The organism is Chitinophaga sp. 22620, from assembly GCF_052044405.1.
Classification (GTDB): Bacteria; Bacteroidota; Bacteroidia; order Chitinophagales; family Chitinophagaceae; genus Chitinophaga.
Window position 1 is genome coordinate 628,599 of record NZ_JBQEMV010000001.1, and the last position, 13,174, is coordinate 641,772.

Annotated in this window: 10 protein-coding genes; 6 read left to right on the forward strand and 4 right to left on the reverse strand. The window is 53.0% G+C overall.

All coding sequences use genetic code 11. The features are described 5' to 3' along the window. Position 1: 1 nt before the first annotated feature. The 3 genes from gcvT (at position 2) to ACTJIK_RS02725 (ending at position 2,389) form a co-directional block, all read left to right on the forward strand. Positions 2-1,090 carry a glycine cleavage system aminomethyltransferase GcvT gene (gene gcvT / locus ACTJIK_RS02715; RefSeq protein ID WP_440644748.1) on the forward strand — a complete coding sequence of 363 codons (1,089 nt, stop codon included), beginning with the start codon at positions 2-4 and terminating at the stop codon, positions 1,088-1,090. Positions 1,091-1,173: 83 nt separating this feature from the next. Further along, on the forward strand, positions 1,174-1,647 hold the full coding sequence (locus ACTJIK_RS02720) for an SRPBCC family protein (protein ID WP_440644749.1): 474 nt from the start codon (positions 1,174-1,176) through the stop codon (positions 1,645-1,647). A gap of 16 nt (positions 1,648-1,663) precedes the next feature. Continuing rightward, positions 1,664-2,389 (forward strand): 2-phosphosulfolactate phosphatase, encoded by a 726-nt coding sequence (locus tag ACTJIK_RS02725; RefSeq protein WP_440644750.1) that lies wholly within the window; start codon positions 1,664-1,666, stop codon positions 2,387-2,389. Between the two features lie 67 nt (positions 2,390-2,456). Here the strand turns inward: ACTJIK_RS02725 and ACTJIK_RS02730 are convergent, their stop codons facing one another. Beyond that, entirely contained in the window at positions 2,457-2,906 is a 450-nt protein-coding gene (locus ACTJIK_RS02730) for a DoxX family protein (RefSeq protein ID WP_440644751.1), read from the reverse strand. A 310-nt stretch (positions 2,907-3,216) separates the two neighbouring features. On the opposite strand from ACTJIK_RS02730, the gene ACTJIK_RS02735 reads away from it, so the two are divergent. Further along, positions 3,217-6,918: an SNF2-related protein gene (locus ACTJIK_RS02735; protein ID WP_440644752.1), complete on the forward strand. Its 3,702-nt coding sequence runs from the start codon at positions 3,217-3,219 to the stop codon at positions 6,916-6,918. Here ACTJIK_RS02735 and ACTJIK_RS02740 read toward each other — a convergent pair. Together ACTJIK_RS02740 and ACTJIK_RS02745 are read right to left on the reverse strand one after the other, a co-directional pair. Beyond that, the gene (locus ACTJIK_RS02740) at positions 6,911-7,591 is read right to left on the reverse strand and encodes a response regulator transcription factor (RefSeq protein ID WP_440644753.1); all 681 of its coding nucleotides are present in this window, start codon (positions 7,589-7,591) and stop codon (positions 6,911-6,913) included. The two genes, ACTJIK_RS02735 and ACTJIK_RS02740, sit on opposite strands and share 8 nt — an antisense overlap. 8 nt (positions 7,592-7,599) lie before the next feature. Beyond that, positions 7,600-9,099, reverse strand: coding sequence for a sensor histidine kinase (locus ACTJIK_RS02745; RefSeq protein ID WP_440644754.1), 1,500 nt, complete (start codon positions 9,097-9,099; stop codon positions 7,600-7,602). A gap of 123 nt (positions 9,100-9,222) precedes the next feature. Between ACTJIK_RS02745 and ACTJIK_RS02750 the strand changes: the two genes are divergently transcribed. Beyond that, positions 9,223-10,101, forward strand: a complete 879-nt coding sequence (locus ACTJIK_RS02750; RefSeq protein WP_440644755.1) for a GLPGLI family protein — start codon at positions 9,223-9,225, stop codon at positions 10,099-10,101. Between the two features lie 18 nt (positions 10,102-10,119). After that, on the forward strand, positions 10,120-12,852 hold the full coding sequence (locus tag ACTJIK_RS02755; protein ID WP_440644756.1) for an outer membrane beta-barrel protein: 2,733 nt from the start codon (positions 10,120-10,122) through the stop codon (positions 12,850-12,852). Between the two features lie 15 nt (positions 12,853-12,867). Here the strand turns inward: ACTJIK_RS02755 and ACTJIK_RS02760 are convergent, their stop codons facing one another. Next, positions 12,868-13,170 (reverse strand): hypothetical protein, encoded by a 303-nt coding sequence (locus ACTJIK_RS02760; RefSeq protein ID WP_440644757.1) that lies wholly within the window; start codon positions 13,168-13,170, stop codon positions 12,868-12,870. Positions 13,171-13,174 lie beyond the last annotated feature (4 nt).

A 13,174-nucleotide genomic window follows, 5' to 3' on the forward strand; every position in this document is an offset into this window, starting at 1 on the left:
AATGAAAAACACGCCGTTTACACACAAACACATTGCGCTGGGCGCCAAAATGGCCTCTTTTGCGGGCTACAACATGCCTATTTCCTACACAGGTATCAACGACGAACATGCAGCAGTGCGGAACAGTGTGGGAGTGTTTGACGTGAGCCATATGGGCGAATTCATTCTCAAAGGCGAAAACGCCCTGGACCTCATCCAGCGTGTAACCACCAACGATGCATCCAAGCTCACCGCCGGTAAGGCCCAGTACAGCAGCCTGCCGAACGAGGAGGGCGGTATTGTGGACGATCTGCTGGTATATTGTATCGAGGAAAATAAAGTGTACATGCTGGTGGTGAATGCGAGCAATATCGAGAAAGACTGGAACTGGATCAGCCGCTTCAACACAAAGGGCGCTGAAATGCATGATATTTCGGATAAAACCTGCCTGCTGGCTATCCAGGGGCCTAACACCACCAGCGCGCTGCAAAGCCTTACCGATAAAGATATCGTGAACCTGAAATATTACACCTTCGTAAAAGGCACCTTTGCCGGGGTGGAAAACGTGCTGATCAGCGCCACGGGTTATACCGGCGCGGGCGGCATCGAGATATATTTTGAAGATAAGGACGGCGCGGCGGACAAGATCTGGGACGCCATTTTTGCCGCGGGCGCTTCCAAAGGCATCAAGCCCATCGGGCTGGGCGCCAGGGACACGCTCCGCCTGGAAATGGGCTTCTGCCTCTACGGCAACGACATCGACGACCGTACCAGCCCGCTGGAAGCAGGTCTTGGCTGGATCACCAAATTCACCAAAGACTTCACCGCCCGCCCCATCATGGAAAAGCTGAAGGCGGAAGGCATTCAGCAGAAACTGGTAGGCTTTGAGATGATCGACAAAGGGATTCCCCGCCACGATTACGAGATCAAAGACGCGGCAGGCAATACCATCGGAAGGGTTACCTCCGGCACCCAGTCTCCCTCCCTTCAAAAGGCCATCGGGCTGGGATATGTTAAAACAGCCTTTGCAACCCTCGATTCAGAGATATATATTGCAGTGCGCGATAAGCTCCTGAAAGCGAAAGTTGTGAAGGTGCCTTTCCTGGGATAAGCCCGGGAAGGACAATTTTACCGGAAGAGCAGCGTTATTGAAGCCTATTTTTGCCAAAGAACCATATCTAAAGCATCACTGCTATGCCGCTTATTCATCTGACCACCGTTATTCATGCGCCTGTGCCCCGGGTTTTTGACCTGAGCCGGAGCATTACGCTGCACAAACGCAGCATGGAACATTTACAGGAAGAGGCCGTCAAAGGCCGCACCAGTGGTTTGATCGACTACGACGAAACGGTTACCTGGCGGGCGAAGCACCTCACGAAAATGCGGGAGCTGACCGTGAGGATCACCGCGATGCAAAAGCCGCAGTATTTCCGGGACGAGATGGAAAAGGGGGATTTCACCTTTATGAAGCACGAGCACTTTTTCCGCGAGATCGAGAACGGCACGGTGATGATAGATATTATGGAATTTGGCACGCCTTACGGCAGGTTTGGCAAGTGGTTTGAAAAGATATACCTGAGAAAATACATGAAACGGCTGTTGCAGCTGCGTAATAAGATCATCAAGGAATATGCTGAAAGCGAAAAGTGGCGGGTGATCCTGGATTAATAAGAAACAAAAACGAATGACCGAGAATACCAAACCCAGGCTGGAAGTCTGTTTATCTCCGGCCCTTTTGCACCTGTACGACGTAAAGAACAGCATTGTAGTAATTATCGACGTGCTGCGGGCTACGTCCACCATCTGCACGGCACTGTACAATGGCGCCGCCAAAGTGATACCGGTAGCCACGGTGGAAGAATGCGTAAGCATCGGCCGCCAGCTGAACGCCATTACCGCCGGGGAAAGGGACGGTAAGATCGCGGAAGGCTTGCTGCACGGCAATTCCCCTTTCGAGTACCCCGAAGAGTTCATCGGCGGGAAAGTGCTGGTGCTCACCACTACCAACGGCACCAAGCTGCTGCACATGGCCAAGGACGCTGTGCAGATCATCACCGGTTCCTTCCCGAACATCTCTTCCGTTTGCGAATACCTGATTTCCCAGGGCCAGAACGTGATACTGGGCTGCGCAGCCTGGAAAGACCGGGTGAATATGGAAGACACCTTGTTTGCCGGCGCCGTGGTAAGCCGCATCCGCGAACATTTTGACGTGAACTGCGATTCCGCTATTGCCGCCGAAACGCTGTATCACAGTGCAAAAGACGATCTTTTCGGGTTCATGAAAAAAGCCAGCCACTACCAGCGCCTGGCCCGCTACGGGCTGGAAGAGGACATCCGCTTCTGCCTCACCCCGGATGCCGCCAACGTGCTGCCTATACTCCGGAACGGGGAACTGATAAAAGAAAAATAATATAAACGGAAAAGGGTGAGCTTTCTTATTGAAACTCACCCTTTTTTGATTGGTTCCGTTTGTAATATTAAGCGGCCAGCTTGCCGGAATGTTTCCTGGAACGGACCACGCTGTCGAGAGAATATACCCCGCCGCCGTTCATGATAAAGAAGATCATGATCAGCAGCATGGTGAACGGAGCGTACCAGTCCATGATACCCGTGCCTGTAGCTCCTTTCAGGATAGTGGCCATGATCATGGTGAAGGCCAGGAAAGCGGCGGCCGGGCGTGTGAACAGCCCGATGGCGAGCAATAAACCGCCGGCAAACTCAGCCAGTGTGGCCATCAGCCCCCAGAACACCGGCCAGGCGGAAATGCCTACGAACTGCATGGCGGAGCCTACACCGTTCCACACCTGCTGGCCCCCGGCGATCTTCTGCCATCCGAAAACGAAAAATAATATGCCGACTCCTGCACGGAGAATTAATAATCCCAGGTTTCTTGTTTTCGCGTTGTCTAAAAGTTGTGTGTTTCCCATAGAAAATTTTTATACAAAAGTAGCGTTATATGCCCCCCCGGCTCAATGGATAATTTTTTGTTTCCGTTGCACAATTTTCTCGCGGACTTCCCCCTAACGTGCTATTCTATTCCCTTTCGCACGCGCTAATTGAATTTTTATGCTTACTTTTGTGGATTGCCTTTTCATGAGCCGTTTTTTAGATGAAACTGAGTAAAAGACCAGTAAAAGTCCAACAGACCGACGCGTAAGAATTTGTTACATAACCCTGGCTGATGCAAAAAAAGGTGATCACAGGAATAGCATGTCGCTGCCCCATTTACTAAAATATGTGTACAACAACGGAACCGACGAGGTGATCCGCAGGGGGAAACGCATCTTTGCAACGGGGGGCGTGGAACTGCTGGAAGGTGATCCTGTGCTGCGTTCCGCCTCTTTCCGCGTAAAAAGCGACACGCACGCCAATTATTATAAAGTTACCATCAACAAATACCACGAGCCCGCAACCATGAGCGTGCGCTGCCAATGCCCCTACAACCTCGGCGACATTTGCAGGCACGAAGCGGCCGCCCTCTTCCAGCTCCAGGAAATGCTGGACCGGAATCATTTTGAATCCTTCGAAACGCAATACGACCAGCAGCATACGCTGGTAAAAATGAAATCCATCGATCTTAAAACGATCAAGCTGCTCACTTCCAGCACCATCATGGCCGAAGCCGAACGCATCCTGCGCAAAACGCAGGCCGTGATCAAATCTGCCAAAGACGAGAAGGTGGAAGCCGAGCTGCGGCACGAAGGGAAGAAGTACCCCCTCATCCTCCAAAGGAATGAAGAACGGAACTTCGATACCCATTGCACCTGCGACGAGCATGAGCACCCCATATGCGTACATAAAACCGCCCTGTTCCTGCAACTGCTGCATGCGCACGGCCCGTTTTATTTTGATACCCTCCGCAACTGGGACAAAGAGAAAAATAAACTCCTTTCCTCCTACGGCTATTCCCTCAGCGACGACCTGAACGGGAAATTTGCTTTTTCGTACCTGAACGGCAAACCTTTCCTGCGTGTGCTGGACCCCACCATCAAAAAAGTGGAGGCCCCGGCCAACGCCAAGCCTGAGCCGGAACCGGCGGAAACGATCACGGCTACACGCCGCCTGGGCGTGGTGCTGAATGCCAACGACACGCTGTTCCCTTACTTCCAGGCGGAACTGGTGAGCGGCGACGCCAACGAGGACGAATCCGAGTTCGTGTCCCTCGTCAGCAAGCTGGACCTGACCAAATACGTGGATTTTTACCAGTTCAAGGAAAAAGACCGTGAGCTGATCACCCCCATCCGGAAATTGCAGCATGCGGAGGTGAGCAAGTTCCTCAATAAAAACTCCCCCTTCGCCGGTATCTGGGAAAATATCATGCATGAAAATGAAGACGGCCTGCCCATGGAAACCATGGAGCTGATCGTGGATTACATGCACCCGAAGCTCATAAAACTGTTTCCCGTGCTGGCGGAACACCGCCTGGTTTTCCTGCTGAGGGACGGGCAGCAGTTCAAAACCAAGAACCTGCAGCTCGTTCAGGTGGATGGCGACCCGCTGAAACCTTATTTTAAAGCGGACCAGGTGGACGGTCACGTGGAAGTGACCGCCTGGGTGGATATTGAAGGCGAACCGGTGAACGTTTCCGCCAACCAGTGGGCCAGCCCGATACTGTTCCTCTACAATGGGGTGATCTATACGTTCGCCAACTCGCAGGACAGCATCAGCATCATGCGCTACCAGCAGATGCACGCGCTGAAAGTGCCGGGCAGCGAATGGCAGGACTTCCTCAAGGATGTGATGCTGCCGCTCGGCAAGAACTATCCCGTTCAGTTCGACGCGGCATTGCTGGCCGAAGTGGACGACATTGTGCCGGAAACCCGCGTATACCTGAAAGAAATGGGCGAAACCTTCGTGATCCAGCCGGGCTTTGCTTATCATGGCCATGAGGTGGAATGGAACGAGGAGCCGCGCATTACCGTACAGGAAGGCAATAAAGTGCTGGTGATACACCGTAACAAGGAAGCGGAAAACGCTTTCGTGGCCAAGCTGCGCACCCTGCACACCAACTTTACACATCTCAACAACTATAATTATTTTTATCTCCGCTCCAAAGAAGCGCTGAAGAACAACTGGTTCTTCCTCTTTTTTGATGCACTCAAGGAAATGGACGTGCGCGTGTTCGGCTTCGAGCAGCTGCGCAACTTCCGTTTCAACCCGCAAAAACCCGTTACCAACCTGCAGATCAGCTCCGGCATCGACTGGTTCGACGCGCAGGTGGAAGTGGTGTACGGTGATCAGAAAGTAGGTATCCGCGATATCAAACGCGCGCTGGCCAACAAACAAAACTACGTGCAGCTGGCGGATGGCACACTGGGGCTGCTGCCGGAAGAATGGCTGAAAAAATATTCCCTCCTCTTCAAAATAGGCGAGGAAAAAGATAAAGGCGCCGGCCTCAAGCTGAGCAAATACAATTTCTCCGTCATAGACGAGCTGTATGAATTCATTGACGACGACGCCATTCTCGTGGAGCTGGACGAAAAGCGCCGCAAGCTGCTGCAGTTCGACGAGATCAGGAACGTGCCGCTGCCGGAAAACGTCAACGCAAACCTGCGGCCGTACCAGGAAAGCGGTTTCCAGTGGCTGAATTACCTGGACGAAGTGAAGTGGGGCGGCATCCTGGCCGATGATATGGGTCTTGGTAAAACAGTCCAGGCCCTCACCTTTATCCAGCACTACAAAAACGTACACGAACAATGTACCATGCTGGTGGTTTGCCCCACCACGCTGATCTATAACTGGGAGAACGAGATCAAGAAATTCACGCCCGGCATTTCCTATCACATCCACCACGGCCCGGCCAGGATGAGGATCTCCGAGGAATTGCAGGCTTTCGACGTGATCATCACCACCTACGGCACCCTGCGCAGCGATGTGCAGCTGCTGATGAAGATCGATTTCGATTACGTAGTGCTGGATGAATCGCAGGCGATCAAAAACCCGCAGAGCAAGGTCACCAAAGCCGCACAGCTGCTCAATACCCGCAACCGGATCGCGTTGAGCGGTACGCCTATGCAGAATAATACGTTCGACATATACGCGCAGATGAACTTCCTGAACCCGGGCATGCTGGGCAGCGTGGACTTTTTCCGCAACGAATTTGCCACGCCCATAGACAAGTTCCAGGACGAAGAAAGGAAAGAACATCTCAAAAAGCTGATCTATCCGTTCATCCTGCGCCGCACCAAGGAGCAGGTGGCCAAAGACCTGCCGGATAAGATCGAAACGGTGATCTTCTGCGAGATGGATCCCGAGCAAAGGCACATCTACGACGCATACCGCAATACTTACCGCTCCAAGATCCTGGGCGTGATAGAAGACCAGGGCATGGAACGCAGCCAGCTCACTATTTTGCAGGGCCTCATGAAGCTGCGCCAGATCTGCGATTCACCCGCGATTCTCAACGAAACCGAAAAATATCCCAACCATTCCGTGAAGCTGCATGAGCTGACCCGCGAAATTTCCGAGAACATCGGGAACCACAAGGTGCTTGTGTTCAGCCAGTTCCTGGGTATGCTGGGCCTCATCCGCGACAGGCTGACGCACATGAAGATATCTTACGAATACTTCGACGGCAGCACCTCCACCATGGACAGGGAAAAGGCAATCCAGAACTTCCAGCAGAACGACGACTGCCGCGTGTTCCTTATTTCTCTCAAGGCCGGGGGCGTGGGTCTTAACCTCACGGCGGCGGACTATGTGTATATCGTGGATCCCTGGTGGAACCCCGCGGTGGAGCAGCAGGCCATTGACCGTACGCACCGTATCGGCCAAACGAAGAACATCTTCGCTTACCGCATGATCTGTAAGGATACCGTGGAAGAAAAAATACTGGAATTGCAGGAACGCAAGAAGTCGCTGGTAAAGGATATCATCGCGGACGACAGCGGGTTCATCAAAAAACTCACCAAAGAAGACGTGCTCTACCTCTTCAGCTAATCAGCTTATACCCTACGCCCCGGATGTTGACGATCTGTATCCGCGGGTCTTCTTTCAGGTACCTTCTCAGCTTGGTAATGAACACGTCCATGCTGCGCGCGTTGAAGAAATTATCGTCGCCCCAAAGCTCCTGCAGCACTGCTTTCCGTTCCATCACCTGGTTCCTGTTCCTGCAAAGGCGCATGAGCACTTCCGCTTCGCGGTGGCTGAGAAATTCAGCGTGGTTGTTGCGCGTGAGGGTCTGTTTGGTATAGTTGAATGCATACTGCCCGATCTGCACCGTGTCTTCACCGCCCGGCGGCGCTTGCTGGAAACGCCCCAGCAGGGAACGTATCCGTACGATCAGCTCGTCCATGCTGAAAGGTTTTTTCAGATAGTCGTTGCCCCCGGTCTCAAAACCTTTGATCACATCGGCTGTTTGCGATTTGGCGGTGAGGAAGATGATCGGTGTTTCTTTATCGCTTTTCCGCACTTCTTCCGCAAAGCTGAATCCGTCCATTTGCGGCATCATGATGTCCAGCACGATCACGTCCGGCCGGTGTTGCCGGTAAAGTTCCAGGCCTTCGCGGCCGTTTTTGGCGCAGAACATGTTGAAGCCGCGGGTTTCCAGGCTGTCTTTCACGATCTGGGCCAGCTGCCATTCATCTTCTATAAGCAATACGCGTGGGTTCATATCAAAAATCAGGTTAAGGGGATCTCCAGCAGGAATTCGCTGCCTTTATCCGGTTCGCTTTTCACCCGCACCCAGCCGCCGTGTTTTTCCACGATCTTTTTTACATAGCTGAGCCCCAGCCCGAAACCCTTTACATTATGAAGGTTGCCGGTGGGTACGCGGAAAAATTTCTCGAATATATTTTCCTGGTAAGCATGCGGAATGCCAATGCCATTGTCTTTCACGCTGATCTTGAGCCGGTTCTGCTGCCGGGTAACCAGGATGGTGATGGCGGCGGGTTCCGGGGAATATTTAATGGCATTGTCTACCAGGTTGTTGATCGCATTGGAAAGATGTGTGCCGTCCACTTTCACTTCTGCATCGGCCAGCAGGGTGTAGGTGAAATCGACTTTCTTGGCGGATTTGAGGCGGTGGTTCGTGATGATGCCGCTGATCAGCTCGTTGAGGTCCGTCGGTTCGGGCGTAAGCTCAAAATCTTCTTTTTCTTCCGCCGCGATGTGCAGCACTTTTTCCACCAGGTCGTTCAGCCGGAGCAGCTCGTTGCGGGAAATATTGAGGTATTGCGCGGTGCGCTGCCGGTCCTGCAGGGCGTTGAAATGCTGCAATGCTTCAACCGCTGCGGATACAGTAGCGATGGGCGTTTTCAGCTCATGGGTCATGTTGTTGATGAAATCGTTCCTGACTTCGGAAAGCCGCTTTTGCCGGAGAATGGTCCGGAGCATATAAGTGAAGCTCAGCACCATCAGCAGCATCAGCACGACGGAAATGAGCAGGCTCCAGATCATTTTACCGAGAATAAGCGCCAGCGGGCTTTTGAAGGTGGCCGTTACCAGCAGGTTCTGCACCGGGTTAAAAGGGATAGGCGCGGTCTGTAATTTATTGACCATGGGAAGAAAAACCATGGAGTCGTCTCTTTCCAGCCGCATCGTATCCAGCTTGAAACCGGTTTGTATCCCGCGCGCCAGCAGCTCTTCCGTGTACATGGAATCCAGCCGGTTGAGGGTAAGGGTTGAATCGAAAAAGCGGTTCAGCACAAGAATATTGGATATCCTGCGGGAGAGCGAATCGGCCACCTGCCTGTAATTTGTATCTGTTGAGAGGTTGATCCGGATAGTGTTTCCATTCTCTGTTATTTCCTCGAAACCTTCGGCGGCAGTGCTGTCGTCAATAGTGAGACTTTTGCGGAGGAAAAAAGCGTTCCGCCCCCGGTGCCCCCACCTGGGCACGGCCGGTACGGCATCCATGACCACATCGCTCACCTGCCCGCCCCGGGCAATGCGTGTGGCGGCAGCGGCAGGCACGCGCATGGTGCGCCCGTAACCCAATAATTTGCCCGCATCGTTGAACTGTTTATTAAAAACGGCCGTGCGGAGGGCGTCGTTGATATCCCGGTTGAATTCCTGCAGCCGGATCTGGTAGGCCTGGTAAAGCCAGTAGCCCTGCAGGGCGAAGATACCGGCTGTGCAGACGGTTATCAGGATGAGAATATTGCGGATTCTGTTGCGCATCGGGTGTAAATCTATCGCATCTCCGGCAACGGGCGGAAAGGCTTAACACTATTTAACACTAAATAAGATTGCTTAACCCGCCGCCTGCCCGGGATACCTGAATTTTACGAAAAAATCAGAGATATGGAAAAAACCATTTCAGCCTTTGTAATGATGGCGGCCCTGCTGGCAACAGGGAAGGAGGCTTCCGCCCAGCAATCCGGTGTGATCGAATACGAAGTTACCTCGCGCATAGAGCCCGGACAGATGAGGGTCGTAACCTATTCTTCCGGTGGCGGCAGAACCGAAGGAGCGCCGGAAAGCATGCCTGACCTGCCGAACCTGGTCACTTCAAAACAGACCCTCACTTTTTCCGGTGGAAAAGGCAAGCTGGAAATGGAAGGCGGCGGCGGGCCCCGGATGATGATGATGGGAGGCCCGATGGGCGGCGTTTCCGCGCGAGGGACTACCGTAAGCGACGCAGGGCGGGGCAATGCGGTGTTCGCTCCGGCCCAGGGAGGCCGCCCTCCTGCTGCCGGCGCACTGCGCTCCCCTGTCACCAATACGACGTATATTGATCTCTCAAACCGGAAATACCTGAGCGTAACCGAAGAGCGGAAAGACAGCGTAGTGGAAAACATCTGGTATTCCGAAGAAGATTATAAAGCCACGCCAGACTTCAAAACATCCGGTAAAACGAAGAAGATAGCGGGATACAGCTGCAAACGCGCCACCGTTAACCAGGGAGACGAGCAGTTTGTGCTGTGGTATACCACGGAGATCCCGGTGAGCTTCTCGCCTGTGAACGGCGTATTGCCGGAACAGGGCGTGGTGCTATCCATCGAAAGCAGTAAACGTTCTTACGTCGCAAAAAAAGTAGAGTTAAAACCCATTCCGGAATCGGAAGTAAGCCTGCCGGCCACCGCGCAGAAGCTGACCGCAGATGAACTGAAAGAAAAACGAAGGTCCATCATGGAAAAGTGGCACAACGAACAGTTTAAGAAAATGCAGCAAGCACAATAGACAGGACAACCCCCTCTTATGCAACAACGTGTACTTTTAACCCTGGTGGCCCTGTTAGCCATCGGAACCATTGCCCGGGCACAGCAGAAAGAAAACAAGATCACAGGCAAAATAGCGGATCATTCCAATAAAGAGGCATTGCCGAATGCTGCGGTAGCCTTGCTGGAACGGAAAGATTCGACCGTGTATACCACCGTGGTGGCGGACGCGAAAGGAGCGTTTGTATTTTCCGGTTCCAAGCCGGGAGAGTATTTTCTCGTGGTTTCCTATATGGGTTTCAAACAGCTTTCTAGGCGTATAGAGGTGAAAGACACCACGACGCTCATAGATGTGGGCATCCTGGCCATGGTCCGCACCGGCCTCAACCTGAACGAGGTGGAGGTGGTAGACCAGATACCGCCTATCCGCATCAAAGAAGATACCATCGAGTTCAATGCCGGTTCTTTTAAAACAAGGGAAAACGCCATGGTGGAGGAATTGCTGAAGAAGCTGCCCGGCGTGCAGGTGGAAAAGGACGGCACCATCAAAGCCAATGGCGAAACGGTGAAAAAAGTGCTGGTAGACGGGAAGCCGTTCTTCGGGAACGACCCTAAAATGGCCACCCGCAACCTTCCGGCGGATATCATCGACAAGATACAGGTGATCAATCAGAAAAGCGAGCAGTCGCAGTTCACTGGTATTTCGGACGGAGAGATAGAAAAAACGCTCAACCTGACCGTGAAGCAGGACAAGAAAAAAGGCTTCTTCGGGCGGGCAAGCGTTGGGTATGGAACGGACGACCGCTACCAGGCCGGGGCCACATTCAACCGCTTCCGGGAAACGCAGCAGCTCTCCGCCCTGGGCAGCACCAATAACGTGAACGCGCCGGGCTTTGCGGTAGGCGACGTCAGGGGCGGCCAGGGCACGGGCCTCACCCAAAGCTGGAACGGCGGGCTTAATTACAGCGACGAATTCATGAAGGGAATGCGCTTCAATGCGAGTTATTTTGCGGACAAAAAAGAAACCGAGAATGAAACTGCGAGCGAACGCGAGAACATCTTCCGCCCGGACTCTTCCTCGTATGTCAACAACTTCAACAATACGCTCTCGGACCAGGTGAACCACCGCGTTTTTATGCGCATGGATTACCAGATAGATTCCAGCCATTCCGTGCTGGTAACGCCGATGTTCACTTACGGAACCGGCACCAGCGCCACCGAATCGTACAGCACTACGCTGAACAATGCAAAGGATACCGTGAACAGCAGCCGCAACCGTACCATGAGCACTTCCAATGCTCCAAACTTCAATACATCAGCGCTTTTCAGGAAAAAATTCGATAAAAAAGGCCGCACGCTGAGCGCCAACCTCACCTTCGGTTTCAACAGCAACGAAAGGGAATCCATCAACGAGTCGTACATCGACTTCCGTGACGGCGCCAACCAGCGGCTCGATACCGTGAACCAGAAAGTGATACAGGAAAGCTCCAGCCGCAAGGCCGGCGTCAGGCTGAGTTATACGGAGCCTGTTTTCCGCGACCGGTACCTGGAGATCAACTACGCGTACAATTACAGTTTCAGTTCCAACGACCGGTATACTTACGATAAATCCAAAACAGGAAATGTGTATGATGTAGCGGTGGACAGTCTTACGAACCTCTTCGAAAACGTATACAGCAACCACCAGGCGGGCCTCAGCCTTATGACGCAGAAGCTGCGCTATAATTACACCCTGGGCGTCAACCTCCAGCAGAACAGCCTGAACAGCGACAATCTCTCTACCGGCAGCAACATCCGCCAGCAAACCTGGAATTTTTCGCCGATGGCCCTGCTGAATTATAATTTCTCCGCCAACAAACGCCTGTCGTTCTCATACCGCGGCCAAACGCAGCAACCTACGCTGGAGCAGCTGCAGCCGGTGCCTGACATTTCCAACCCGCTGCTGGTAACGGAAGGCAACCCGGACCTGAAGCCATCCTTCAACAATGCCGTGATGCTGACCTTCAACGATTACGACCACACCACGATGCGCAGCCTGTTCGCCTCTGTGAGCGGCACCCTTACCTCCAACAGGATCGTGAATTCCAATACCATCACGAAAGAAGGTATCCAGGTCATCAAACCCATCAACGTAAACGGCACCTACAACCTGAACGGCTACCTGGTAAACGGATTTGCGCTGAACCGGCAACAGAAAACATTCCTGAATTCCAACACCCAGGCAACTTACAGCCGCGACATCAGCTTCGTGAACGGCAAAGAAAATGTGACCAGTTCTCTCAATATCAACCAGGGCCTGAATGTGAACTGGATATACAAAGAGCTGTTTGACGTAGCGGCCGGCGGAAACATGAACTACAACCGGGCGCGTTTTTCGGCGAACTCCGCCAATAACGCGAATTATTTTACTTACACCGCCACGCTGGATTTTAACCTCAACCTGCCTTTGGGATTCGTGATCGGGGGAGACCTGGATTTTGTGGCCAATACCGGCCGGGGAGAGGGTTACAACAACCAGTTTACGATGTTGAACGGGTTTGTTTCGAAGACGGTGTTCAGTAAAAAGCAAGGGCTGCTGAAGCTCCAGGCATTCGACCTGCTGAACCAGAATGTGAGTGTAAACCGCAGTGTGAGCGACAACTATATCGAAGACACACGGAGCATGGTGCTGCGGCGTTATTTCATGCTGAGCTTCTCTTATTTCCTGAACCGTTTCGGGGGCAAGTCCGCCGCCATGGGAAGGGCGGTGAATGCCCAGCCGGCTTCCTTCTGAAGAGGTTAACAGGGGTTACAGATCGTTGATGACGCGCTTTTTCTGGTGCGCGGACCATTGCTGGGTGATATACACCACGAAACGGCTGATGGTGAATGTCGGGATGAAATCCAGCCCGGGAAACAGCTCCTCTATCAGGTTGAACACACCGCCGAATGCGCCGAGCGGCCCGCCGAACATCCTGTAAAAGATGAAGGCCGAGATCGGCGCCCAAACCACATCGCTCACCTCGCCCAGTAACGGCACCGCATAGCTGGCCAGACCGATCAGGTCCATTACCAGGCACATCGTTAAACTGGGAGTAATTTTCCTTTCCATACTC

What these genes read in the sequence shown, in the direction of transcription:
- gcvT (WP_440644748.1), top strand. Translation starts at nt 2, where the DNA reads ATGAAAAACACGCCGTTTACACACAAACACATTGCGCTGGGCGCCAAA.
- ACTJIK_RS02720 (WP_440644749.1), top strand. Translation starts at nt 1,174, where the DNA reads ATGCCGCTTATTCATCTGACCACCGTTATTCATGCGCCTGTGCCCCGG.
- ACTJIK_RS02725 (WP_440644750.1), top strand. Translation starts at nt 1,664, where the DNA reads ATGACCGAGAATACCAAACCCAGGCTGGAAGTCTGTTTATCTCCGGCC.
- ACTJIK_RS02730 (WP_440644751.1), bottom strand. Translation starts at nt 2,906, where the DNA reads ATGGGAAACACACAACTTTTAGACAACGCGAAAACAAGAAACCTGGGA.
- ACTJIK_RS02740 (WP_440644753.1), bottom strand. Translation starts at nt 7,591, where the DNA reads ATGAACCCACGCGTATTGCTTATAGAAGATGAATGGCAGCTGGCCCAG.
- ACTJIK_RS02745 (WP_440644754.1), bottom strand. Translation starts at nt 9,099, where the DNA reads ATGCGCAACAGAATCCGCAATATTCTCATCCTGATAACCGTCTGCACA.
- ACTJIK_RS02750 (WP_440644755.1), top strand. Translation starts at nt 9,223, where the DNA reads ATGGAAAAAACCATTTCAGCCTTTGTAATGATGGCGGCCCTGCTGGCA.
- ACTJIK_RS02755 (WP_440644756.1), top strand. Translation starts at nt 10,120, where the DNA reads ATGCAACAACGTGTACTTTTAACCCTGGTGGCCCTGTTAGCCATCGGA.
- ACTJIK_RS02760 (WP_440644757.1), bottom strand. Translation starts at nt 13,170, where the DNA reads ATGGAAAGGAAAATTACTCCCAGTTTAACGATGTGCCTGGTAATGGAC.